This is a genomic window from Bacillus yapensis (assembly GCF_005280205.1).
Classification (GTDB): Bacteria; Bacillota; Bacilli; order Bacillales; family Cytobacillaceae; genus Robertmurraya; species Robertmurraya yapensis.
Window position 1 is genome coordinate 73,416 of the sequence record NZ_SUND01000012.1, and the last position, 24,065, is coordinate 97,480.

Annotated in this window: 20 protein-coding genes and 1 other annotated feature; of the genes, 15 read left to right on the forward strand and 5 right to left on the reverse strand. The window is 38.1% G+C overall.

Features of this window, described 5'->3' with window-relative positions; all coding sequences use genetic code 11:
- Positions 1-20: 20 nt before the first annotated feature.
- Entirely contained in the window at positions 21-1,739 is a 1,719-nt protein-coding gene (gene acsA / locus FAR12_RS14865; protein ID WP_126409556.1) for an acetate--CoA ligase, read from the reverse strand.
- Between the two features lie 207 nt (positions 1,740-1,946).
- On the opposite strand from acsA, the gene FAR12_RS14870 reads away from it, so the two are divergent.
- The 4 genes from FAR12_RS14870 to FAR12_RS14885 all read left to right on the forward strand — a co-directional run bounded on the left by FAR12_RS14870 (position 1,947) and on the right by FAR12_RS14885 (position 5,397).
- Positions 1,947-2,579, forward strand: coding sequence for a GNAT family N-acetyltransferase (locus FAR12_RS14870; RefSeq protein ID WP_126409557.1), 633 nt, complete (start codon positions 1,947-1,949; stop codon positions 2,577-2,579).
- Positions 2,580-2,619: 40 nt separating this feature from the next.
- The gene (locus FAR12_RS14875) at positions 2,620-3,267 is read left to right on the forward strand and encodes an acetoin utilization AcuB family protein (protein WP_126409558.1); all 648 of its coding nucleotides are present in this window, start codon (positions 2,620-2,622) and stop codon (positions 3,265-3,267) included.
- A complete protein-coding gene (locus tag FAR12_RS14880) occupies positions 3,264-4,436 on the forward strand; it encodes an acetoin utilization protein AcuC (RefSeq protein WP_126409559.1) in 1,173 nt (390 codons plus the stop codon). Before FAR12_RS14875 ends, FAR12_RS14880 begins: the two co-directional genes overlap by 4 nt.
- A gap of 118 nt (positions 4,437-4,554) precedes the next feature.
- Positions 4,555-5,397 (forward strand): DUF2268 domain-containing putative Zn-dependent protease, encoded by an 843-nt coding sequence (locus FAR12_RS14885; protein ID WP_246010406.1) that lies wholly within the window; start codon positions 4,555-4,557, stop codon positions 5,395-5,397.
- 53 nt (positions 5,398-5,450) lie between these two features.
- Here the strand turns inward: FAR12_RS14885 and FAR12_RS14890 are convergent, their stop codons facing one another.
- Positions 5,451-8,324: a transglycosylase domain-containing protein gene (locus FAR12_RS14890; RefSeq protein WP_126409561.1), complete on the reverse strand. Its 2,874-nt coding sequence runs from the start codon at positions 8,322-8,324 to the stop codon at positions 5,451-5,453.
- A 135-nt stretch (positions 8,325-8,459) separates the two neighbouring features.
- Positions 8,460-8,690, forward strand: a binding site (T-box leader).
- A 50-nt stretch (positions 8,691-8,740) separates the two neighbouring features.
- Here FAR12_RS14890 and tyrS point away from each other — a divergent pair.
- The 6 genes from tyrS to FAR12_RS14920 all read left to right on the forward strand — a co-directional run bounded on the left by tyrS (position 8,741) and on the right by FAR12_RS14920 (position 14,188).
- The gene (gene tyrS, locus FAR12_RS14895) at positions 8,741-9,997 is read left to right on the forward strand and encodes a tyrosine--tRNA ligase (RefSeq protein WP_126409562.1); all 1,257 of its coding nucleotides are present in this window, start codon (positions 8,741-8,743) and stop codon (positions 9,995-9,997) included.
- Positions 9,998-10,176: 179 nt separating this feature from the next.
- Positions 10,177-10,716, forward strand: a complete 540-nt coding sequence (locus tag FAR12_RS14900) for an NfeD family membrane protein (protein ID WP_126409563.1) — start codon at positions 10,177-10,179, stop codon at positions 10,714-10,716.
- Between the two features lie 68 nt (positions 10,717-10,784).
- Positions 10,785-12,314: a flotillin lipid rafts scaffold protein FloT gene (gene floT / locus FAR12_RS14905; protein ID WP_126409564.1), complete on the forward strand. Its 1,530-nt coding sequence runs from the start codon at positions 10,785-10,787 to the stop codon at positions 12,312-12,314.
- 153 nt (positions 12,315-12,467) lie between these two features.
- The gene (locus tag FAR12_RS14910) at positions 12,468-13,358 is read left to right on the forward strand and encodes a tetratricopeptide repeat protein (protein ID WP_126409565.1); all 891 of its coding nucleotides are present in this window, start codon (positions 12,468-12,470) and stop codon (positions 13,356-13,358) included.
- A gap of 36 nt (positions 13,359-13,394) precedes the next feature.
- Positions 13,395-13,592, forward strand: a complete 198-nt coding sequence (locus FAR12_RS14915) for a hypothetical protein (RefSeq protein ID WP_126409566.1) — start codon at positions 13,395-13,397, stop codon at positions 13,590-13,592.
- 314 nt (positions 13,593-13,906) lie between these two features.
- The gene (locus FAR12_RS14920; protein ID WP_126409567.1) at positions 13,907-14,188 is read left to right on the forward strand and encodes a hypothetical protein; all 282 of its coding nucleotides are present in this window, start codon (positions 13,907-13,909) and stop codon (positions 14,186-14,188) included.
- Positions 14,189-14,229: 41 nt separating this feature from the next.
- Here FAR12_RS14920 and rpsD read toward each other — a convergent pair whose 3' ends face one another.
- Positions 14,230-14,832 (reverse strand): 30S ribosomal protein S4, encoded by a 603-nt coding sequence (gene rpsD / locus FAR12_RS14925; protein ID WP_126409568.1) that lies wholly within the window; start codon positions 14,830-14,832, stop codon positions 14,230-14,232.
- A 540-nt stretch (positions 14,833-15,372) separates the two neighbouring features.
- On the opposite strand from rpsD, the gene FAR12_RS14930 reads away from it, so the two are divergent.
- Positions 15,373-17,238, forward strand: a complete 1,866-nt coding sequence (locus tag FAR12_RS14930; protein ID WP_126409569.1) for a sensor domain-containing diguanylate cyclase — start codon at positions 15,373-15,375, stop codon at positions 17,236-17,238.
- Positions 17,239-17,347: 109 nt separating this feature from the next.
- Here FAR12_RS14930 and FAR12_RS14935 read toward each other — a convergent pair whose 3' ends face one another.
- Positions 17,348-17,827 carry a GAF domain-containing protein gene (locus FAR12_RS14935; protein ID WP_126409570.1) on the reverse strand — a complete coding sequence of 160 codons (480 nt, stop codon included), beginning with the start codon at positions 17,825-17,827 and terminating at the stop codon, positions 17,348-17,350.
- A gap of 143 nt (positions 17,828-17,970) precedes the next feature.
- On the opposite strand from FAR12_RS14935, the gene refZ reads away from it, so the two are divergent.
- A complete protein-coding gene (gene refZ, locus FAR12_RS14940; protein ID WP_126409571.1) occupies positions 17,971-18,603 on the forward strand; it encodes a forespore capture DNA-binding protein RefZ in 633 nt (210 codons plus the stop codon).
- 129 nt (positions 18,604-18,732) lie between these two features.
- Here the strand turns inward: refZ and hisJ are convergent, their stop codons facing one another.
- Complete coding sequence (gene hisJ, locus FAR12_RS14945; RefSeq protein ID WP_126409572.1) at positions 18,733-19,545, reverse strand: histidinol-phosphatase HisJ; 813 nt, start codon at positions 19,543-19,545, stop codon at positions 18,733-18,735.
- 278 nt (positions 19,546-19,823) lie between these two features.
- On the opposite strand from hisJ, the gene ezrA reads away from it, so the two are divergent.
- The 3 genes from ezrA to thiI all read left to right on the forward strand — a co-directional run bounded on the left by ezrA (position 19,824) and on the right by thiI (position 23,986).
- Entirely contained in the window at positions 19,824-21,518 is a 1,695-nt protein-coding gene (gene ezrA, locus FAR12_RS14950) for a septation ring formation regulator EzrA (protein ID WP_126409573.1), read from the forward strand.
- Positions 21,519-21,645: 127 nt separating this feature from the next.
- Positions 21,646-22,782 carry a cysteine desulfurase family protein gene (locus FAR12_RS14955; protein ID WP_126409574.1) on the forward strand — a complete coding sequence of 379 codons (1,137 nt, stop codon included), beginning with the start codon at positions 21,646-21,648 and terminating at the stop codon, positions 22,780-22,782.
- A gap of 1 nt (position 22,783) precedes the next feature.
- Positions 22,784-23,986, forward strand: coding sequence for a tRNA uracil 4-sulfurtransferase ThiI (gene thiI / locus FAR12_RS14960; RefSeq protein WP_126409575.1), 1,203 nt, complete (start codon positions 22,784-22,786; stop codon positions 23,984-23,986).
- The last annotated feature ends 79 nt before the right edge of the window (positions 23,987-24,065 follow it).

The following is a 24,065-nucleotide window of genomic DNA, read 5'->3' on the forward strand; positions in this document are numbered from 1 at the left end:
AGAGGTTCTTTCGTTTTTTATTAGTCTTCCATTGTAGACAAGTCGCCAGTTGGTAAATCAAGTTCCCATGCCTTTAGGACACGACGCATGATTTTACCTGAGCGTGTTTTTGGAAGCTTGTCACGGAATTCAATTTCACGTGGAGCTGCATGAGCTGCCAGCCCTTTTTTCACAAATAAACGAATCTCATCCTTCAGTTCATCAGTTGCTTCATATCCATCACGTAGGGCAACGAACGCCTTAATGATTTCGCCACGTACAGGATCTGGTTTTCCGATAACTCCAGCTTCTGCAACAGCAGGATGCTCTACAAGCTTGCTTTCAACTTCAAATGGACCAACGCGTTCCCCAGACGTCATGATAACATCATCGACGCGTCCTTGGAACCAGAAGTAGCCATCTTCATCCATATAAGCTGAATCTCCAGAAACATACCAATCTCCTGGCATAAAGTAGGATTGATATTTTTCTTCATTGTTCCAAATCGTTTTCATCATAGAAGGCCATCCTTTTTTAATTGCTAGATTCCCCATACGATTTGGAGGAAGCTCATTTCCTTGATTGTCGACAATGGCAGCTTTAACACCCGGGATCGGTTTCCCCATTGACCCTGGACGAATTTCCATACATGGATAATTAGAAATCAATTGAGCGCCCGTTTCGGTCATCCACCAGTTATCATGAATACGACGGTTGAACACTTTCATACCCCAGCGGACAACCTCTGGATTTAACGGTTCGCCAACGCTCAAAACATGGCGTAATGCACTTAAATCATAGTTTTTAATGATTTCATCACCAGCACCCATTAACATCCGGAAAGCGGTAGGAGCACTATACCAAACCGTAACACCGAACTCTTCTAGCATTTGGTACCAGGATTGAGGAGAAAAACGACCTCCCACAATAACATTCGACGTTCCTGTCAACCATGGTCCAAAGATGCCGTAAGACGTTCCGGTTACCCAGCCTGGATCAGCGGTACACCAGTACACATCGTCTTCTTTTAAATCAAGCACCCATTTAGCGGTTTGATAATGCTGAAGCATCGCGTTATGAACGTGAAGAACACCCTTTGGTTTGCCTGTTGAGCCAGACGTATAATGTAGGATTAATCCATCTGTACGTTCCACCCATTCAATCTGCAAATCCTTGCTAGCATCTTTTAGTTTTTTATTAAAATCGATTAACTTCTCTGTTTCTTCCACACTGTCTCCAACAAGGAAAATAGATTTCAATGCAGGTAGATCATCGATTGGAACACGATCAAGTAATTCAGGAGTTGTCACAAGGACCTTTGCTTCACTATCCTCTAAGCGGTCACGTACAGCCCCTTCCATAAAGGCTTCAAATAATGGACCAACGATTGCACCTAGCTTAATCGCACCTAAAACCGTGAAATAAAGCTCTGGAGAGCGTGGCATAAAGACAAAGACACGATCGCCTTTCTCGACATCCCCATAGGTTTTGAGGATATTTCCGGCCTTATTGGAAAGCTCCTTCATTTCTTTAAAAGTATACTTTTCATTCCGATCACCGTCGCGGTAATATAGAGCGACTTTATTTTTTCGATAGGAGTTCGCATGTCGGTCAATTGCTTCATACGCCATATTTACAAGTCCAGTTTCAGACCAAGAGAATTGCTTTTCGACTTCCTTCCAATCGAAATTCTCGTACGTTTCTTCGTAATTCTGCAAGTTGTAATCCCCTAGAACAACTGATAGCGTTTCCAATTTCATTCCTTAAGTATCCCCCTTTTTGGTAATGATGTTATTATTATAGTACAAATAATTACTTTTCACAATTTTAAAAATATTTCTTTAAATAGGTGGACGCAATTTGAGCTTTCTTTTATAATACTGAAAATTTTGTGAAATCGCTTATTAATTGTGACTTTCATGTATAATAGAAGTAACTTTTTGCAAGATTTATTAGGTGGTGGATCGATGGAACATAAGAAAACGTATAATGCTAAAAAACTAATGACTACGCATGGAGAGTTAATGATTGAAGGACCGATTACGTCAGAAACTTTGGAGCAGCTAGAATTTCATGAGGATTTAGTAGCTTTTCGTCCTCCGGCGCAGCAACATAAAGCTTTGATTGAAATCGCAGGGTTACCTGAGGGGAGAATCATTATTGCAAGACACCACCATACCATCGTAGGTTACGTGACCTATTTATATCCAGATCCCCTTGAAAGATGGTCTGAAGGAAAAATGGAGAACCTAATTGAATTAGGTGCGATTGAAGTCATTCCGAAATTTCGTGGCAGTAAAGTAGGGAAGAATTTGCTGATCGTTTCGATGATGGACGATTGGATGGAGAATTATATTACGATCACGACAGAGTACTATTGGCATTGGGATTTAAAAGGAACGGGCTTGAACGTTTGGGAATATCGTAAAGTAATGGAGAAAATGATGAATGCGGGCGGACTGGAATGGTATGCGACCGACGATCCTGAAATAAGCTCACATCCAGCGAATTGTCTTATGGTAAAAATCGGACAAAGAGTCGACCAGGAGTCGATTCAAAAATTCGATCAACTGCGTTTTATGAATCGCTTTATGTATTAGGCGGCCAATCCCTTAAGCGGTATTTTTAGGAGGGTTACACATGATTGTTGAGGAAATTATGATCGCTGATGTTTGTACATTGGCGAGTGAAAATACGATTGGAGACGCTATTCAATTAATGGCCGAAAAAAGAATCAAGCATATTCCCATTGTTGATGGAGAACAGCGTCTAATTGGAATTGTCACCGATAGAGATATTAAAGAATACACACCTTCGATTTTTTTCGATGAAGGGCGTATGGAAGCACTGAAGATGCCATTGGCTGAGATTATGAAGACTGATCTGATTACAGGGCATCCTCTTGATTTCGTGGAAGATGTCGCAGCCATCTTTTATGAGAATAAAATTGGGTGTTTACCAATTATCAAGGATCATAGATTGGTAGGCATCATTACACAAACAGATTTGCTACATACTCTAGTAGAGTTAACTGGAGCTCATCAGCCTGGTTCTCAAATTGAAATTCGTGTTCGTAACAAAATGGGCATGCTTTTTCGACTATTTTCCGATATTCAAAATTGTAAGGTTAATATATTGAGTGTGCTCGTTTATCCTGATAAAAAAGATGAGGATTTTAAGATTATTGCTTTACGCATTCAAACGATGAATCCTTTACGGTTAATTGAAGAACTTGAAAAATCGGGGCATCAGGTTCTTTGGCCGAATCTTCCGGGGATGGAAGCATGATACAGGACGCTAAATTCATTTTTTCAGAGGAACAATTAAAGTATAAGTTTAACAAGGACCACCCTTTTAATCAGTTGAGGTTAAAGCTTACTTTAAGTTTGCTTCAAGAGATGAAAGCCATTTCCGATGTGGATATCATCCCACCTAGAATGGCAACTGATGAGGAGCTCCAACTGGTTCATGATCCAAACTACGTAAATGCTGTTAAGAAAGCGGGGAATGGTGAGCTATCGGAGGATGTTGCAGAAGGCTATGGATTGGGAACGGAGGATACACCCATTTTTCCAGGAATGCATGAAGCAAGTGCCTTGTTAGTAGGAGGAACCTTAACTGCGGTTGATTATGTGATGGAGGGAAAAGCAAAGCATGCCGTTAATTTAGGTGGAGGCTTACACCATGGCTTTAGAGGAAAGGCATCAGGGTTTTGTATTTACAACGATAGTTCAGTAGCCATCAAATATATGCAGGAGAAATATGGGGCAAGAGTGCTCTATATTGATACGGATGCTCATCATGGGGATGGCGTGCAATGGGCTTTCTATGATGACCCTGATGTTTGTACTTTTTCCATTCATGAGACGGGAAGATATTTATTTCCGGGTACAGGAAATGTGAATGAGAGAGGGCAAGGAAAAGGATACGGATATTCTTTTAATATTCCGGTTGATGCTTTTACAGAGGATGACTCTTGGTTAGATGCTTACACTACATCTGTTCGGGAGATCGCTGCGTTCTTTAAACCAGATGTCATTTTAACGCAAAATGGTACGGATGCTCATTATTTTGACCCGCTCACCCATTTGTCCTCAACAATGAAAATTTATCGTGAGATTCCAAAGCTTGCTCATGAACTTGCACATCAGTATTGCGATGGAAAGTGGATTGCAGTAGGTGGTGGAGGCTATGATATATGGCGTGTCGTCCCACGAGCATGGAGCCTCATCTGGTTAGAAATGACTGAAAATAGGAATTGTTATGGAAATTTACCAGTGGAATGGGTAAAACAGTGGCAGGAGGAATCGCCTGTAAAATTGCCTTTACAGTGGGATGACCCGGAGAACTTATATCGTCCAATCCCTAGAAAACCCGAGATTACGGAGAAAAATGCTCAGACTGTACAAAATGCTTTGTATCCAATTAGAAGCAAGAAGAAAAGTGAATCGAATTGATATAGCACTTATATGGCCAAATCGTCGGATGATTTGGTCTTTTCTTCGTATGTGACGAGAATACAATTTAAATGGTCTAATAGAGTAATAGATTTAGGAGTGACGATGTTTGGATAGCGTGGAAGTCATAAATTTAGTACCTAAGTTTTTGGATTTTTACCGAAGGTCTAATCGATTTGAAATAGATCACGAAAAACGCTGGCTGCTTTGGAAGGAACATTATAACTTTGCCGCTGTTCCTCCTGGAGAAGATGGAACGGTACTGGCAAGAAGGTTATTAGATGACGCTTGGGAAGAATATGCTGAGCGTCTGCCATTCTTAATGACATGGGAACCAAAGCAAAAGAAAATTGAGTATTATTTATCAAAAGTTAAATCAATGCTCGGACATGACCAACCTATTCATTTGGTTGTCATCTATTATGTTGGTGGATTTGAAAACAATCCTTTTGTTGCTCCATTTGACGCTGAACGGTTTGCGCTTTGTCTTCCTATTGAAAATGGGGAATCTGATATATTTTTATCACATGAATTAACGCATATCGTCCACTCGCATACTGCTAATTTAACGGGAGAATGGGAGAGAACCATTGCTTCGACTATTTTACAGGAAGGACTAGCCATTCATGTCAGCAAATTTTTAGTGCTTGGAGAGCCTGATGAGTCTTATATTGAACATAAGATGGGATGGCTTAAGTCGTGTAAAGAAAATAAAGCAGCTATTATTAAGGGGATACTGCCGTTCTTAGATGATTCGTCTTCTGAAACGGTATCTATGTTTACTTTTGGGGATGGAACTACTGATACTGAAAGAGAAGCGTACTTCGTTGGATGGGAAATTGTCCAATCCTTATTAGAAAATGGAGTAACCTTTAAAGAAATTGCAAACATAAAAGAAAAGGATATTCCGAATTTTATACGCGAAATTCTTCCTCTCTTATTAGATAGTACAAGCAAGTAAAGAAAACCCGCATGGAATTTTCCATGCGGGTTTGTGCTGCTTAGCTTATAGCGTTATCCACCGTTATTTTCAGTAGTTCCTTCTCCTGGTGGGGTTGTAGGTGGAGGATTAGGAACGGTTGGTTGTCCGGGTTGTTCCGGGTTTCCCTTTCCAGGCTCTTCCTTCCCAGGTTGTTCTACTACTGGTACTTCCTCAGGTCCTATTCTAACTTCAGGTGATGGTGCTGACTCTTTTCCGGCAATATCAACTGCTGTTACATAGTATAAGCCATTGCCACCTGTATAGGATAGATTACCACCTGTTTTAATAGAAGCGACTTTGCTTCCATCTTTATAGACGCGGTATCCGACGATATCCTTTTCTGGGTGGTTTGCCCAAGTGATTGTCGTACCTGAAACCTTTGCAGATAGAGGAGCAGGAGCTTTTCCGTTATCCTCCATTTTATCATCAGGTAAGAGGATCTTTGACCAGCGATCCTTTTTCGGAATTAACTGTTGTGGATTTATATTTACACCGAATAGTTGTTCAATATAATCTGGATTAAGGATTAATCCGACCTCTGCGAATTCTTCTGGTGTTGAATCTAAGGCAAGATATTTTTTATCTCCAATTTGAACATACTTACCTTCGACGAGACTATCATCGACCTTGCTAGGTACATACTTTGCATTAAATAGATCCGTTTCAACGAGACCAGCTTTTGAACATGCATCTGAAGGCAATAAACCAGAAACGGCACAGAAGGAACGTCTTACAATTCCGCCAGGCATCTTAATGGTTTCTGCTGGATCGACTAATTCTGGTGCTACGTCATAGGCTGCGTTCATCATTTGAGCCCATAAGTAAATATTTCGGTTCGAGTAGGAAAGCCCTTTATAATTCAGCTCTAAAGGCTTTGGCGTATCGTAACCGAGCCAAGTACCGAAAGAGATATTAGGATTTGTAGCGACAAACCAAGCATCTTTATATTCTTGGGCAGTTCCCGTTTTTCCGGCCCAGTCCGAACTAAATTTTAATCGACTATTTAACGAAGCGGCTGTACCAGATTTAATAACATCACGCATCATGTCATAGGTTAAATAAGCGGTTTGTGGACTAAATACATCCACTGGTTGTACTTCATGCTGATAAACTATATTTCCTTCCTTATCAACAATCTTTTCGATTAAATAAGCATCAATAAATTGTCCGTTATTCGCGAATGTACCAAAGGCATTGACGTTTTCTTCAACAGTGATGCCGTTGGTTAATCCACCAATCGCAGTAGAAGGGTTTTCGTAATCACCGGGAGTTAAAGAGGTGACACCCATTTTCGTTAAATATTCAGCCGGGCGCTGTCCTATAATATCTAAATAAGCTTTGACAGCTGGAACATTATAAGATTTAGCTAGTGCATATCGAGCGGAAACTAAACCACTATAGCCTCCACCGTAGTTCCGTGGCCAAGGGTTAGGGTTTTTTGGATCTAATCTCAATGGCAAGTCAGGCAAAATAGATCCTGGAGAAAGTTTCCCTAGCTCAATGGCAGGAGCATAAACAAGCAATGGTTTCATCGTAGAACCATTTGAACGTTTTCCACTTGTTGAATGGTTTAATTGCTCTTGACTAAAATCGCGACCGCCTACAAAACTTAGAATTTTTCCAGTTTTGTTTTCAATCATCATCGCCCCAACTTGAACAGGCTTATTAACAGTAACCTCTTCATTTGTTTCAGGGTCAGTTTCAGTTACTTGAATGTCACTGCCATAATAAGTGAATTCATCTTTCACTTTTTGCATCGCGTCAAAGATATCCTTCTTAATTGTTGAATGAATCTGATATCCATTTTGACGTAAATCTCGATCAGCCAATGTTAAGTATTCATTTTTTAAATCTTCATCATTTTGTAAGTCCTCAGCCGTATAGCCATCTTTTTCAGCTAATATCGTAGATAAAATATCAATTGCTCGTTTTTCAATTTCAAAGGTGAGCCATGGGTATTCTTCTTGAGGACTAGTACTTGGTGGGATGAAATCTTGAGTTATATCATAGTTGATGGCTTCATCGTACTGTTCTTTCGTAATAGAGCCTTTATCGTACATTCTCTCTAATACAGTCTTCATTCGAGTTATGCCAGGCTCGAGGTTGTTCTTGATTTCTCCTTTATTCGTAAAAGGAGTGTAACCAAATGGACTTTGTGGAAGACCGGCAATAAATGCTGCTTGTGGAAGTGTTAATTCCTTTGCAGTCACTCCAAATACCCCTTTTGCTGCCGCCTGAACTCCGCCAATGTTTCGACCTGTTGAATTTCTTCCAAAGGTTGAAACATTTAAATAGGCTTCTAAGATTTCTTTTTTGTCAAAAAATTGTTCTAGCCTAAGGGCTAGTAAAATTTCTTTTGCTTTCCGTTCAAATGAGACTTCATTTGTTAGAATTTGATTCTTGATTAATTGCTGTGTTAACGTACTTCCACCTGTTTGCACAGCGGAGTTCGTTACTTCTTGAAATAGTGCTCGCAGGATTGCTTTTGGGACGACTCCATCATGCTCATAAAAATATTCATCCTCAGTTGCGACAACCGCTTTTATAAGATAATCTGATACGTCCTCTAGTTTAACTTCCTCTCGTTCTAAATCAGTACGAAGCTTTCCTAGATAGACATCATCAGCAAAGTATAAATCTGATGTTTCTTCATAGTTGTAAATATCCTTTTTCATACTATCGTAGGAGCGGATTGGTTCGTCTTTAACCATTGAGGCAAAGTAACCAGCACCTACGCCACCTGCAAATGCACCGCCAAGGATGATAACAACAAAAAAGATAAGCACTAAATTCCAAACCACATGATAAGTAATGCTTGCGCTTTTTTTAGTTTTTTTGCTTGTGAAAAAAGCTTGGCAAGACTGGATAAGTTGCTTCCAATTTAATTTTTCTCTCAATCGTATCATTCCCCCTAGAATCACATACATTATAGCATAAAGCGTAAGACAAGTATTAAGATAACGTCAATTTTCTAACAATCCTGTAATGCGTTTGACAAGATGCATTGTTTTATGATAAAAATTCCTTAAATCAATTTTTATAATCGAGCTATGATGGGAATGAAACATCATTCAATAGTAGTGCTTCTATCTCTGTTTCAGAAAGCTGACGGTTGCTGCAAGTCAGTACACATAGAACGCATGAATTACCTCCCTGAGCTTTTACTGTGAACCTATATGTAGTAGCAGTAAACGGCATGTCCGTTATCAATTTTAAGTGGAGAACTTTATGGTTCTCAAGTTGGGTGGTACCGCGTATAACACGTCCCTTCGATTTATTCGAAGGGGCTTTTTTATGTAAAAAAATTGTTGGAGGAATAGTCATGAATTTATTACAAGACTTACAGTGGCGTGGGATTGTTTATCAGCAAACCGATGAAGAAGGGCTAACAGAGTTATTAGAGAAAGAAAAAATTTCTTTATATTGTGGAATGGATCCAACTGGAGACAGCATGCATATCGGACATTTGCTGCCCTTTTTAACATTAAGACGCTTTCAAAATGCTGGACATCGTCCAATCGTACTTGTTGGTGGGGCAACCGGATTAATCGGAGATCCGAAAGCGACAGAAGAACGAGTGCTGCAAACGGTGGAAACAGTGCAGAAAAATGTTGAAGCTTTAACGGAACAATTAAAGACGATCTTTAATTTTGAAGGCGAAAACGGAGCGATCATGGTGAACAACTATGATTGGACAGCCCCAATGAATGTCATTACTTTCCTTCGTGATTACGGTAAACATATTGGAATCAACTACATGCTTGCAAAGGATACGATTGCGACTCGTTTAGAAACAGGGATTTCATTTACGGAATTCGCATATACCATCCTGCAAGGCATGGACTTTAAACATTTATACGAGCAGCATAACTGTAAGCTCCAAATTGGCGGAAGCGACCAATGGGGCAATATTACAACAGGTCTAGAGCTTATTCGTAAAATGACAGACGAAGATTCAAAGGCATTTGGACTAACAATTCCGTTGGTAACGAAAGCAGATGGAACGAAATTTGGAAAGACAGAAAGCGGTGCTGTTTGGTTAGACCCAGAAAAGACGTCTCCATACGAGTTCTACCAGTTCTGGATTAACACAGCTGATGCAGATGTTGTGAAATACTTGAAGTACTTTACGTTCCTATCTAAAGAACAAATTGAAGTGTTAGAACAATCTGTTCAGGAGGAAGCGCATCTACGTAAAGCGCAAAAAGCTTTGGCTGAAGAATTGACTCGCATGATTCATGGAGAAGTAGCACTTCAGCAAGCAATCAAAATTACAGAGGCTTTATTTAGCGGAGATATTCGTAACTTAACTGCTTCTGAAATCAAGGAAGGCTTTAAGGATGTTCCTTCTTATGAACATAAAGAAGGAGAAAAACTTGGCATTGTCGACCTTTTAGTAAATGCAAAAATTTCTCCATCAAAGCGTCAGGCGCGTGAAGATGTAGCGAATGGTGCAATTTATGTAAATGGAGAAAGAATTACAGAAGTGGAATATGTGCTTTCTGATAATGATCGTATCGAAAATCAATTTACGGTGATACGCCGAGGAAAGAAAAAATACTTCTTAATCAAGTACTAATTGATATGAGAGCAAGGGTGATTCATTTCATCTTTGCTCTTTTTTGTCGTAAGTTTGTATAATTTTGAAACTTTTTACAAATTCATCCGTATTTAAGATGAGCCACAAAATTACATATAAAACTTTATGGAAGGAGGATGTACTGTTTCTTCTATAATGAATGAAAGAGGGTGATACGCATGGAATTGTTCGGGAGCTCCCTACAATCCATTTATTTAACAACTCTCATTATTGCTGGTGCATTAACAATCCTATACATTCTATTCAATGACCTCCTAGATGGATTTGCGGAAATGATTCCGTTTTTAAATCCAGCTCTTATTCTTGCCTTCATAACCTTTTTTTCAGCTAGTGGATATTTATTTGAATTACTGACTTCCTTTAATTCTTATATAATAGTTGCCTTCTCCATCTTAATAGCTCTTATTCTTGATACTTTACTTCATATTTTTGTGCTTGTACCTTTGTCCTCAGCAGAGGAATCGCTCGTGTATTCAACAAATTCCTTGCGAGGAAGAGTGGGAAAGGTCATCCTTCCTATTCCAGCTGGTGGCTATGGGGAAGTTCTTTTGAAGAGTGCAAGTGGTTCTGTTGCGAAATCCGCTGTGAGCTTTAAAGGGGAAGCGATTGAAGAAGGAAAGAATGTTTTAGTGGTTGAAGTTAAAAGTGGGGTACTCTACGTAGTTCCACATGAAAGCCCAGATGATTTCTACTTTTAGAAGGGCTCTGTTCGCAAATTTTGTTGTTGATACGTCCTATAGAAAAAATTGTTTGAGGGGGAATTATGATGTCAATGGAAGTTATGATTGTTATTGGTGTAGTTGCATTTTTACTAATCGCCTTATTACTAGTTTTTATTACAAAATATCGGACAGCTGGTCCAGATGAAGCTTTAATCGTTACAGGGAGTTATTTAGGAAGTAAAAACGTAAATGTGGACGAATCAGGTAATCGAATCAAGATTATTCGTGGTGGCGGTGCATTTATTTTACCAGTCTTCCAGCAAGCGGAACCACTCAGCTTATTGTCTAGCAAGCTTGAAGTGACAACTCCAGAAGTGTATACGGAACAAGGTGTTCCAGTAATGGCCGATGGTACAGCCATTATCAAAATCGGTAGTTCTATTGAAGAGATTGCAACGGCAGCGGAACAATTTCTTGGCAAGCCGAAAGCAGACAGAGAAAATGAAGCAAGAGAAGTACTTGAAGGTCATCTTCGTTCTATTTTAGGTTCGATGACAGTAGAGGAAATTTATAAAAATCGAGATAAGTTCTCGCAAGAGGTTCAACGTGTTGCCTCACAAGATTTAGCGAAAATGGGTCTAATGATCGTTTCTTTTACGATTAAGGATGTAAGAGATAAAAATGGCTACCTTGAATCTCTAGGAAAACCAAGAATCGCTCAAGTAAAGCGTGATGCTGATATTGCAACTGCAGAGGCTGAAAAGGAAACGCGAATCAAGCGTGCAGAAGCAGATAAGGATGCGAAAAAAGCTGAACTTGAAAGAGCAACTGAAATTGCTGAAGCAGAAAAAGAAAATCAAATGAAAATGGCCGATTATCGTCGTGATCAGGATATCGCTAAAGCCCGTGCTGACCAGGCGTATGATCTGGAAACTGCTCGTGCTAAGCAGGAAGTAACAGAGCAAGAAATGCAAATTCGCATCATTGAACGTCAAAAGCAAATCGAGCTAGAAGAAAAAGAGATTCAACGTCGTGAAAAGCAATACGATTCAGAAGTGAAGAAAAAAGCAGATGCGGATCGTTATTCAGTTGAGCAGGCAGCTGCTGCAGATAAAGCGAAGCAACTAGCAGAAGCAGATGCTAACCAGTATCGTATTGAATCATTAGCGAAAGCCGAAGCAGAAAAGGTACGTTTAGATGGTCTTGCAAAAGCAGAAGCAGAGCGTGCGAAAGGTACTACAGAAGCGGATGTCATTCGTCTCAAAGGTCTTGCGGAAGCCGAGGCAAAGAGAAAGATTGCCGAAGCATTCGAGCAGTATGGCAATGCGGCTGTTCTAGATATGGTTGTTCAAATGTTGCCTGAATACGCGAAGCAAGTAGCGAGCCCACTAGGAAACATTGAAAAGATCACAGTGGTGGACACTGGCGGTAATGGGGAAAATAGCGGTGCTAACAAAGTAACAGGCTACGCAACCAACTTAATGTCGACCTTGCAGGAATCATTGAAAGCATCTTCTGGAATCGATGTGAAAAATCTTTTAGAGAACTTTTCAGGAAAAGGAAACGTGAGGGAGAGTATTGAAGAGTTGACGCATGAATTGTCAAAAACGGAGAAAACGGTTGAAAATGAATAGTGAAAGTAGAAACCTGTCGAAAATTGACAGGTTTCTTTTAAATATTTAGGGGTATTGAAATAATCGAACAATTATTGCTTTTAATAAATTTCTAGTAGATTTATAATATAGTTAATAGTCTCTACTTAAATAAAGAAGATAGAAGGGATAAAATTGAATAATCTAAGCGCATATCTGATTGGGGATACAATAAAGTCGTTTCGTGAATACAAAAAACTAACAATAGAAGAGTTATCAGAAGGTGTGTGTACAGAGGAAGAGTTAATCGAATTTGAAAAGGAAGTTTCCTATCCTGACCTCGAAACATTGAATTTATTGTTAAAGAAGTTAAATGTGGATTTATCGTATTTTTTTAATGTGGCTTCGAGATCATCGATTAATTATGCAAATGCGGTTATTAGGTTGATTAATCGATATAAAAGGGATTGGGACTATGATCGCATACAAGAAATAATAGAAAAAGAATTGGAGAATCCAATATTTCAGACAGATCAGTTGAAACAATTTCTTATTTGGCATCAGGGTATATGTAAGTTTTATTTAGATAAGGATCTTTCAAAAGCTCTAGAATTACTTTATGAGTCCATAGATATTACAAATAAAAGTAGAAATGATTTTAATGAAAGAGAAACTGAAATATTAACAAGTATTGCAATTTTGCATAAAGAATCTGGTAACTTTGAGGAAGCTATTACGCTTTTTAAAGAATCATTAAATTACTTAGAAAATCTTCCAGATATCCTTGATCCTAGAGGGAAGATTCGTGTTTATTTTGGATTGTCTCAAGCACTTACCGAGGTAGGAAAATTCGAAGAGTCATTAGAATATTGTAAGAAAGGAATTGAGTACTGCATTACTCACGAATTGATATATTTACTATCTAGTTTATATTATCAATCAGGTGAAAATCTCATAAAACTTTCTCGTAAGGAAGAAGGAATTCAGTATATAAATAGTGCTATTTACATACTGAAAGTGCAAGAAAATAAAAAATTTATCAAAATTATAGAAAATGAAAAAGACAAATTACTACAAGAGTGGTAAAATGTAGCTATTCAGTACATTAGGAGGTAGATGATTGTGAAAAATTTATTGTCTAAAACTTTATTAGCAGTATCATTACTAGGTCTAGGTTTTGCGTTTGCAAGTGTGAATGATTACGCTGGTATCCCTTCAGAGCATAGTCCAGCAAAGCGTACATATGAATTAGCGGGTATTCCTTCTGAACACTCTGCTCCAATTACAATTAAACCTTTTGGAATTCCTTCTGAACATTAATAAAGTGAGAGCGGTGAATAAATCACACCGCTCTCTTTTTATTATAAAGGAAAGATATTCTAGCAGTTAAAATAGTCCTGATATCAATAGAATGAATTAAAAAAGAAGGTGAGACTATAAAGAAGCAAATACTGCTTGGAGGAATACTAGTTTTATTTTTTCTATTGTTTTTGCTCTCGTTTACAAATAAGAAAGAACCTGCCTTTGTTTTTAACATTGTTCCTGGATTCTCATTAAATTTATACGGAAATGAGGATACTTATTCTCCTACTTTAGTAAAAAAACGCTTGCTATTATGGGATAAAAAAGTCCAGATGAGCCCAGTATACTCTAATAATCCTAGATTATACTTTGACTACCGTGTAGTAAATCTAAACGATAATAATGTGCTTTTCTTAGGTGTAGTCCAAAATCCAGATGTGGACAAAGTGGTTATTAACTCAAGTGATGAGGGTGTCTATTTGGAGAAGAAGGTAGAGGATGAACGTATTTTTACTTTGATTTTACCGTCTAGCAATGATCAGATTTTTCTGCATCCAAAACTGTTCCTTAAGAATCAAACTAAGGTTGAGTACCCCTATGAAAAGACAAAATAAAAACCCTAGAGAATTTCTCTAGGGTTTTTATCGTTAAACTATTAACGAGAGTAGAACTCGACGATTAGAGATTCGTTAACTTCAGCAGGAAGTTCAGAACGCTCTGGAAGACGAGTGAATGTACCTTCTAGCTTATCAGCATCGAAAGTTAAGAAGTCAGGTACGAAGTTGTTTACTTCAATAGCTTCTTTGATGATGTCTAGGTTACGTGACTTTTCGCGAACGCCGATTGTTTGACCAGCAGCTACGCGGTAAGATGGGATATCTACACGCTTACCATCAACTAGGATATGACCATGGTTTACAAGCTGACGAGCTTGACGACGAGTACGTGCTAAACCTAAACGGTAAACAACGTTATCTAAACGTGACTCAAGTAGAGCCATGAAGTTTTCACCATGTACACCTGACATTTTGCCAGCTTTGTCGAATAGGTTACGGAATTGACGCTCGTTTACGCCATACATATGACGAAGCTTTTGCTTCTCTTGTAATTGTAAACCGTATTCTGATAATTTTTTACGTTGGTTTGGACCATGTTGTCCTGGAGCGTAAGGACGCTTCTCTAATTCTTTACCTGTACCGCTTAATGAAATACCAAGACGGCGAGATAATTTCCAGCTTGGACCTGTATAACGAGCCATTGATGACTCCTCCTTGTGTTTTTATTTGGGTAAAATAAAAACAGACGTGACAGAACAATTATGATCATTTTGTTTTCATGTACCTTCGCCCTCGCAGCAGAGGGTTACGCAGTACCCCATCAAGTTGAGGAACAAAATGAAACACAAAAGATGTTCACATAAGCTGCGATATTTTACACAAAGACTATTATAACTATATTAGAGAAATAAAGTCAAGAAATTCTATAAAAAAGAGAAAAATTAATGAAGCTTTATAAAAGGAATGTGATATAATAGACAATGGTTGTTTTAATGAGGTGTACGTTTGTATGTGTCGAAAAAACACTGATTATACATGGCATCGAGGCAGAGTTAAGACTTAAAATGTCAGATAAATGGAATAAATGAAACTATTTGGATAAAAAGTATCTATTCGTAAATAAGTTTACATCCTTGAAACGAAATATACAAAGTTTCGACAAACTTTTTATACACATTATTATATAATTAAAATATAATAGCTCGTCTAAGAAAACGTGATGATAATAGGTGATGATGGCAATGGAAGTGCTCGAGAAACAATTAATAGCAAACCTCAAAAGTCGCTTCTTTGATCTAATAGATACAGAGAAAGGCTTATTATACTATGAACAGTTTTTAAAGGAAATGCTCTATGCGGTGAAAAGCTTCATCGGAGTAGATGAATTGACTACTTTCAATTGCAATCATTGGAGTAGAGAACTGTTTATTGAAGCTTCGACGAATGAGGAGCTTAATACGAACAAACAATTCACATTGTTATATGACGAGTTTCAGGACTATGTTTCAAGTAAGTCTATCATCCATCAGCCCATTCCTTTTAAGAACTTTGAACAGTATGAACTATTAATTCCTTTAAAAAGAAATCAAGAAGTATTTGGTTACCTAGCTTTTAGAGGAATAGCCAATTGTAATTGTTCTGATGCCTTACTTGTGGAAATTGCTAAGGAATGCTGCAGTTTTCTCCATAAGGCACGAGGACTATGTGATGTCATTTTTGAAGAAAAACGCTATAAACAATTATTTCGTGTCACGGAAAAATTTCATTCTTCGATGGACATGGACGCCGTCCTCGAAGAAATTATTGATACTTTGCAAGAAGTTTATCCAACCTTTACCTATTATTTGATGCTATCGCATGATAATAATAGTCATAAAAATTTGCCGATCAAGGATTTGGAATACGACAACGAGAATATTTCGGCAATGCAAGCATACCTGACAGGAACGATTCAATTAGAGGATTCTATACAAGAGAAAAGATCGATACTTTATGCACCTTTAAAAGGGAAGCAAGGTGTCTATGGTGTTCTTCAGGTAATTGCACCAAATGCCATGACCTTCCCTAACAGAGAAATAGAATTTATTACCTTACTTGCCAATACGGCGGGTACTGCTATGGAAAATGCTCAGTTATACCAACAATCGCGAAAGCTGATTTCAGATCTCCAATTGATCAATGAAACATCTCATCGATTAAATTCAAATCTTCGACTTTCGGATACGATCAGCTTTATGACAGAGCATTTTCAGTCTTCTTTCGATGCAGAAGAAGTAGGATTCGTTCTTGTATCTGACGATTTTGAACAATGGAAGGTCATCAAAGGGAGCACCTCATTTTTCTATTCTGAAGGAGCCTCAGCCTATCTACAGTATATTTCAAATAAAATTAAAAATGAGAGAGACTCCATCTTTTTGGGAGATTTAAACATTGAATATCTTCTTACTAAGTTCAAATCAGTCATGGCTGTGCCAATGGTACAAACGGAAAAAATAATGGGCTTTGCATTGGTCATGCATCGTTTGCCGTATCATTTTTCCTTTGAAACATTTAAATTGATGCAATCGTTAATTCATCATTCAACATTAGCTTTTACGAATTCAATGCTTCGAGAAGAATTAGAAAAAATGGTTATAACGGATCATTTAACAAAATTGCATTCACGTAATTTCCTGACAGAAAAAATTCAACGTTCCATGTCTGAAGATGCCTTTGGAACGTTCATTTTAATTGATATTGACAATTTTAAACAAATTAATGATTCGTATGGGCACCAGGTAGGTGACGAGGTCCTTGTTCAAGTATCTTCCGTTCTTCAGGATAATATTCGAGATGCGGATATCGGAGCTAGATGGGGAGGAGAAGAATTAGCGTTGTACCTTCCGAAAATTCAGCTTGATGTTGCGGTGGTTATCGCGGAACGTTTGGTTCGAAAAGTAAGTGAATTAACACATCCGCCTATTACGATTTCGTGTGGGGTATCCAATTGGACGAAAGAGCATGATGATGATAACTTCACGAAGTTGTTTAAAAGAGCGGACCAGGCCCTTTACGTGGCGAAAGAAACAGGTAAAAACAGAGTGATCGTTCAAGAGGTAATTGGTTGACCTCCCCCCACCTAAAATCCTAATGGATTTTTGAGTGAGGAGGCCTTCTCGCAATTATTGATAAAAAAGGCGTGAGATCAAAATCTCACGCCTTTAATATTTATATAATTTATATAAACCGCATTAATTCTCGAACAAATTCTTCGAGATTTTCTTGATCGATTTCATCAAAGCGATTTTTCTCTGGAGAATCGATATCAAGGACCCCGATAACTTCGCCATTCTTTATCATCGGAACGACTATTTCAGATTGTGAAGCAGCATCACAGGCAATATGTCCAGGAAATTGATGAACATCTTCAACACGAAGCGTCTTCTTTTCGCTGGCACTTGTTCCGCAAACCCCTTTTCCATACGGAATTCTTACGCATGCAGGGAGTCCTTGGAATGGCCCTAGAACAAGTTCATTTCCTTCTGATAAATAAAATCCTACCCAGTTCACTCTATCGAAAAACTGATTCAATAATGCAGAAGCATTGCTTAAATTAGCGATTTGGTTTGTTTCATCTTCTAGCAACGCAACAAGCTGTTTACGAAGCATATTGTATTGGTCTTGTCGATTTTCACCATATGATTCGACTTTAAACATGTTTTTTCACCTGACTTTTCTAAATGGTACTTAGTATTGTATCAAATTAAGAAGAAAAATAGGAGACTTTGTCTACTTTTTTATAGAGGAAAACGAAGGAATGAAAAGAAGTATTAAGAGAGAAAGAAAAAGGAGGTCCAATCATGGTGCAGAGTACAAAGGATGCAATAGTGGAAGCCGCAATTTTATTATTCAATGAACACGGTTTTAACGGTACCTCCATTAGAGATATTGCCAAGAAAGCGAATGTGAATGTCTCTAATATCGCCTATTATTTTGAAAATAAAAGAGGACTTCTCGAGCATTGCTTTACGGAGTATTTTGAGGCCTATTTACATCAAATTGAATCAGGCTTTAACTTTACGGAAGAAGGAGCTTTAGGTCGAATTAAGAAAATTACAGAGAAGATTCTTCAGTTTCAATGTGAGAATATCCATTTAACAAGGCTTGTCTTACGTGAAATCTCTATCGATTCGCAAATGATTAGAGAGATTATGTCGACTTATTGCGTAAAAGAACGGTACTTCTTTAAGAAAGCTTTTGAAGAAGGGATTCGTACAAAGGAGTTCCAATCATTTTCGATCAATTACATGATTATTCAATATAAAAGCTTGTTAGCAATGCCGTTCTTAAATACGTATTATTTAGCTGAGGTACTGCAAGTGTTCACGAATGAAGCTTACTTTATTAAAAAGTATGTAAAAGAAGTCAATGTGTGGTTAGAGAATGTAGTGTGCAATCATGAGCAGCAAAAGCTAGCACTGGTAAGTACTTAAGAAAAGCTGTCCCAAGCGATAATGGGACAGCTTCATGCTGTTGACAAACGCTCGCTTTCTTGGTGCTCATTACCTATAATGGTAACTCCGCTCCTCCCAAAGCTTCACGCTGTGATGCGACAAACGTTTTCAATCAGCCTGAAAGTAACTGCTATCTATAAGGGCAGTATATCCTTGCTTCAATTCTTTCACTTGATGTGCATCCGAGCCATAAATGAGGGGAATTTTCAGCTTCGAGGCTTCTATTGCAACCCATTTCGGAGGATACGTTTCCCCACACAACGGTTTTGATATGCCGGCTCCGTTATAATCAAGCTCCAAACTTCCCTTTTTAATCGCTTGTAGAATTTGTAAAATTTCACTCCGAAAGTCATGTGTCATTGGGAATTTTTTTTGAAACTTCTTTACTAAGGTCATGTGGCCGATTCGTCTTGGTTTAAATAGTCCTAAATCAGCATGAATCGATTTTAGAAGAGTCCGAAAATAATTCTCATAGACGTTTTCAAGGGAACCGTATTTTTCGATCATTTGTTCAAATACATTCGGACTATAATCAAGACAAGCGTAAGTATCCTCATGCTTCAAGAAATGAACAGAGAGTACTGCGTCATCGAGCTTACTCCCGTAATGATTGAGGAAATCCTTCGTTTGTGCTTCGAACCCTTCGATATAATCCACTTCTAGTCCACAGTTGATGCGAATTTTATCCTCATAAATCAGCTTTAATTGGTTGATCTGCTCAAAATACGTATCTAGTTCCTCAAGCTTCATACTACTATCCTGATTTGGAGTCGTATCGACAAAGCCTTCTGGTAATGGTGCATGTTCAGTAAAGGATATTTCCGAAAAACCTAGCTGAATTGCTTTTTCGATATATTCTTCAAATGCATCCTTTGTACCATGAGGACAAAATGGGGTATGGATATGCCCATCCTTTTTCACCTATAGTCCCTCCCCGTACAGTCGAATTTCCGTTCGAAAAAAGAAAAAATACTGGTTGGAATACAAAAATTTTGAAATTAATAGTCAAAAAATGTCGTTTACATGGTATCATAAAAACATTGAAATGCACATTATAAAACGGTTTTAACAAAGAGAAAAAATACTAGAATTTATAAATGATATATTACTATAAAATATGTATGTTCGGTTGAGGCACAATAATGAAATTTAGTTCACTAAAAAACTAAAGTTATTGGAGCTGGACAGGGGGCTTAAAAATGGAATTTATTATCGTCGGATTAGTTTTAATTCTTATTTTATATATAACCGGTTATGTAATGAAGAAAAAATATTATAAAGACATTGACCGGTTGGAAGCATGGAAAATTGATGTGATGAATCGTCCTGTATTGGATGAGATGTCTAAGGTCAAGAAATTAAATATGACCGGACAGACAGAAGAGCTTTTTGAAAAATGGCGTAGAGAATGGGACGAGATTGTCACGAAGGGTCTTCCTGATGTGGAAGAATATCTTTTTGACGCAGAGGAATATATTGATAAATATCGATTCAATAAAGCAAAACAAATCTTGAACGCGATTGAAAAAGATTTGACCGAAACAGAAGAGAATGTTCAAGCTTTGATTGATGAAATTAAAGACCTAGTTGGAAGTGAAGAAAAAAGCCGTAACGAAATTGATGAATTAAAAGATTTATATCGAGTGAGTAAAAAGAAACTCCTCACTCATCACCATAACTATGGCATTGCGGAGAAAAATTTAGAATTACAGCTTGATGAAATCATTGTAAACTTTCAACAATTCGATGAGCTAACGAGCAATGGGAATTATTTAAATGCAAGAGAGATTGTCCTATCGATTAAAGCAAAGCTCGAGGAAATAAGTAATAAACTAGAGATTATTCCGGAACTTCTGCTAGAGTGCCAGTCCAAGATTCCTTCACAGCTTCAGGAGCTAAAAGAAGGACATGATGAAATGGTCAAACAGGGATACATTTTAGATCATATCCAACTGGATAAAGAAATAGAGAGAATTGAAACTGTACTCGATACATATAAACAATTCCTCGAAAAAACAGAAACAGAAGAAGTAGAAAACGGACTTGTGGAATTAAAGGAAGGTATTGAGCTTCTCTATGATTTATTAGAAGAGGAAGTCAATGCGAAGCAGTTCCTAAAAGAGAATCAGGACCAAACTAAGCAATTGCTTGAACTCACTCAACAAGCAGATGAAACACTTAAGTCTGAAATTGAAGAAATCAAGCATAGCTATCATTTATCGGAAAGTAAGTTGGAAGAGCAAAGTAAGCTAGAGAAGCTGTTGCAGCAATTGATGAAGCGTTATGAGCTTTTAGAAACGAGAATTGAAAATGATGAGACGGCGCATTCACTTTTAAAAATTGAGTTAAGCAATCTTAAGGCAGAGCTTGAACAGGTAAACAGTGAATTTGCTACATTCTTTGAAATGCTACAAATGTTAAGAAAAGATGAACTTGCAGCGAGAGAAAAGGTGCAGGAGCTAGCTCGGAAAATGGCGGAAACGATTAAGCTTGCATCTAAAAATAATATTCCTGGTGTACCAGAAGACTACTTGGTGATGATCCAAGAATCAAAGGAAAGCATCAGTGAAGTCAAGGAAAGACTTGAAGAAAAGCCATTAGATATCCCAACTGTGCAAAATGCACTTGAGTTGGCGGTAATAAATGTTGAAAAAACTTACGATATAACGAATGATATGATCGAAACGGTCATGTTGGTTGAAAAGGTCATCCAGTATGGAAATCGTTATCGTAGTCGTTACGCTTCAGTAGATAGAGGCTTAAGAGAAGCAGAGAAATCCTTCAGAGGCTATGACTACCAAGCTGCATTAGAGCAAGCAGCTACCGCTATTGAGGAAATAGAGCCAGGCGCTCTAAAACGAATCGAGGCAATGCTAGAAGAACAAGTGCTATAAAGAGAAGAGGCTCGCAATCAAATTTGCGAGCCTTTCGTTTTGTCAAAAACCTCGTTCATTTTCAATTGATTCGATATATGTTAACATTTACTGTTAGCGAAAGTGATTTTCCTAGGGGGATTTTGAAATGATTTATTTCGATAACAGCGCGACCACCAAACCGTATAAAGAAGTGGTTGATTCCTTTGTAAAAGTGACCACTGATTTTTTCGGAAACCCCTCTTCCCTACATCGTATCGGTGGGGAAGCAGATAAACTACTGATGAAAGCAAGAAAGCAAATTGCTGACCTTCTAAATATCAAAGCGAATGAAATTATTTTCACTTCTGGTGGAACAGAAAGCAATAACCTAGCTATTAAGGGTGCAGCCCTTATGTATAAAAACCGAGGAAAACATATTATTACGACAGACATTGAACATCCATCGGTTCGTGAAACATTCGAGCAGCTTGAGGAGTTAGGCTTTGAAGTTACATATCTCCCTGTTGATGAGGAAGGCAGAATTAATGTTGCTGACATGGAGAAAGCTATTTCACGAAATACGATCTTAGTTTCTGTGATGCATGTCAATAATGAGGTAGGGACCATTCAGCCGATTGAGGAAATAGGTCGTCTTCTTAAAAACTATCCGAAAGTTCTTTTCCATGTGGACCACGTCCAAGGAGTTGGGAAAGTTCCATTAGACTTGAATCTTGTTGATTTATGTTCATTCTCAGCTCATAAATTTCATGGTCTAAAAGGAACCGGCCTCTTGTATATTCATGAAGGAATTCAAATTTCTCCTTTACTAACAGGAGGAGGACAGGAAAGAAAATATCGTAGTGGAACGGAGAATGTGGCAGGATTTGTTGCACTCGCAAAAGCCCTACGTATGACTTTGGAAAACGAGAAAAAGTTTCTTGGTAATATCGTGAAAATAAAAGAAACAATTATCCAGGGTATTAATGAATTGGAAGAGATCACAATTCATACACCAGCACGTGGTTCAGCACCACATATTGTTAATTTTTCAATTAAAGGGTTTAAGGCGGAGGTATTCTTACATGCCCTTGAGGAGAAGGACATATACGTCTCTACAACAAGTGCTTGCTCCTCCAAAAAACATACAACGAGCAGTACGTTACTCTCGATGGGCGTACCTGAAGAAATAGCTAAAAGTGCGATAAGAATCAGCCTGACGTATGAAAATACGATCGAGGAAGCAATCTTTGTTGTGAAGGCCATTAAAGAAACGGTAAATAAGTTGAAAGAGGTTATGAATTAAGATGAACTATGATCGGATTTTAATACGTTACGGTGAAATTTCCACAAAAGGAAGAAATCGAAATCATTTTGTCGATAAAATGAAAAAAAGCATTCAGAGGGCCATTAGTGATTTTCCAAATGCGAAGGTCCAAGGTCAGCGCGAACGAATGTATATCGTCTTGAATGGTGATAATGGCGAGGAAATTATCGAGCGAATCAAAGGGATATTCGGAATTTCATCCTTCAGTCCGGCAGTAAAAACAAGTAAGGATATGGAGGAAATGAAGGAAGCGGCTCTTCAATTATTTCGAGACGTGTATGAAGAAGGTAAAACCTTCAAAATTTCTGCAAGAAGAGCGGATAAAACCTATGCGCTTGATACAAATGAGTTGAATAGAGAATTTGGTGCTCATTTGCTAAAAAATATTCCGAATTTGAAAGTGGATGTGAAAAATCCAGATATCGATCTTCGTGTGGAAGTTAGGGAAGAAGCGACCTATTTATCTTGCGAAAATATCCCTGGAGCTGGCGGACTTCCAATTGGTTCAAGTGGAAAGGCAATGCTTATGCTTTCAGGTGGAATCGATAGCCCGGTTGCAGGATTTTTAGCAATGAAGCGAGGATTAGAGATTGAAGCGGTTCATTTCTTTAGCCCGCCTTTTACAAGTGAACGTTCCAAACAAAAGGTTGTTGAACTAGCTGAAAAATTGGCGAAAGCAAACGGAGGCTATTTTACCCTCCATGTTGTCCCATTTACGGCGACACAGCAATTAATTCATAAGCAAGTCCCTGAAAATTACACAATGACGACAACTAGAAGATTAATGTTGCGTATCACAGACGCTTTGCGAGAAAGACATGAGGCTCTAGCAATTGTCACAGGAGAAAGCTTAGGTCAGGTGGCTAGTCAGACGTTAGAAAGCATGTTTACGATTAATGATGTGACCGCAACGCCGATTTTACGTCCGTTGATTATGATGGATAAAACGGACATCATCAAAATTGCGCAGGATATCGATACACATGATATTTCGATCCAACCATTTGAGGACTGCTGTACGGTATTTGTTCCAGCTTCACCAAAAACGAAACCGAAAAAGGAAAAGGTTGAGTTTTACGAAAGCTTTGTTGATTTTGAACCACTTATTAAGGACGCAGTCGAAGGAACAGAAACGATTCATATTAGTCCAAAAGTGAAGGAAGAGATAGAAGATCTCTTTTAAAAAGAGGATTTGAGAGAAGTCCAGCACTATAAAAAACTATGCAATAAATAAAAACCTTTTTTGTGAACAATTACCAACG

What these genes read in the sequence shown, in the direction of transcription:
- acsA (WP_126409556.1), bottom strand. Translation starts at nt 1,739, where the DNA reads ATGAAATTGGAAACGCTATCAGTTGTTCTAGGGGATTACAACTTGCAG.
- FAR12_RS14870 (WP_126409557.1), top strand. Translation starts at nt 1,947, where the DNA reads ATGGAACATAAGAAAACGTATAATGCTAAAAAACTAATGACTACGCAT.
- FAR12_RS14875 (WP_126409558.1), top strand. Translation starts at nt 2,620, where the DNA reads ATGATTGTTGAGGAAATTATGATCGCTGATGTTTGTACATTGGCGAGT.
- FAR12_RS14880 (WP_126409559.1), top strand. Translation starts at nt 3,264, where the DNA reads ATGATACAGGACGCTAAATTCATTTTTTCAGAGGAACAATTAAAGTAT.
- FAR12_RS14890 (WP_126409561.1), bottom strand. Translation starts at nt 8,324, where the DNA reads ATGATACGATTGAGAGAAAAATTAAATTGGAAGCAACTTATCCAGTCT.
- tyrS (WP_126409562.1), top strand. Translation starts at nt 8,741, where the DNA reads ATGAATTTATTACAAGACTTACAGTGGCGTGGGATTGTTTATCAGCAA.
- FAR12_RS14900 (WP_126409563.1), top strand. Translation starts at nt 10,177, where the DNA reads ATGGAATTGTTCGGGAGCTCCCTACAATCCATTTATTTAACAACTCTC.
- floT (WP_126409564.1), top strand. Translation starts at nt 10,785, where the DNA reads ATGTCAATGGAAGTTATGATTGTTATTGGTGTAGTTGCATTTTTACTA.
- FAR12_RS14920 (WP_126409567.1), top strand. Translation starts at nt 13,907, where the DNA reads ATGAGCCCAGTATACTCTAATAATCCTAGATTATACTTTGACTACCGT.
- rpsD (WP_126409568.1), bottom strand. Translation starts at nt 14,832, where the DNA reads ATGGCTCGTTATACAGGTCCAAGCTGGAAATTATCTCGCCGTCTTGGT.
- FAR12_RS14930 (WP_126409569.1), top strand. Translation starts at nt 15,373, where the DNA reads ATGGAAGTGCTCGAGAAACAATTAATAGCAAACCTCAAAAGTCGCTTC.
- FAR12_RS14935 (WP_126409570.1), bottom strand. Translation starts at nt 17,827, where the DNA reads ATGTTTAAAGTCGAATCATATGGTGAAAATCGACAAGACCAATACAAT.
- refZ (WP_126409571.1), top strand. Translation starts at nt 17,971, where the DNA reads ATGGTGCAGAGTACAAAGGATGCAATAGTGGAAGCCGCAATTTTATTA.
- ezrA (WP_126409573.1), top strand. Translation starts at nt 19,824, where the DNA reads ATGGAATTTATTATCGTCGGATTAGTTTTAATTCTTATTTTATATATA.
- FAR12_RS14955 (WP_126409574.1), top strand. Translation starts at nt 21,646, where the DNA reads ATGATTTATTTCGATAACAGCGCGACCACCAAACCGTATAAAGAAGTG.
- thiI (WP_126409575.1), top strand. Translation starts at nt 22,784, where the DNA reads ATGAACTATGATCGGATTTTAATACGTTACGGTGAAATTTCCACAAAA.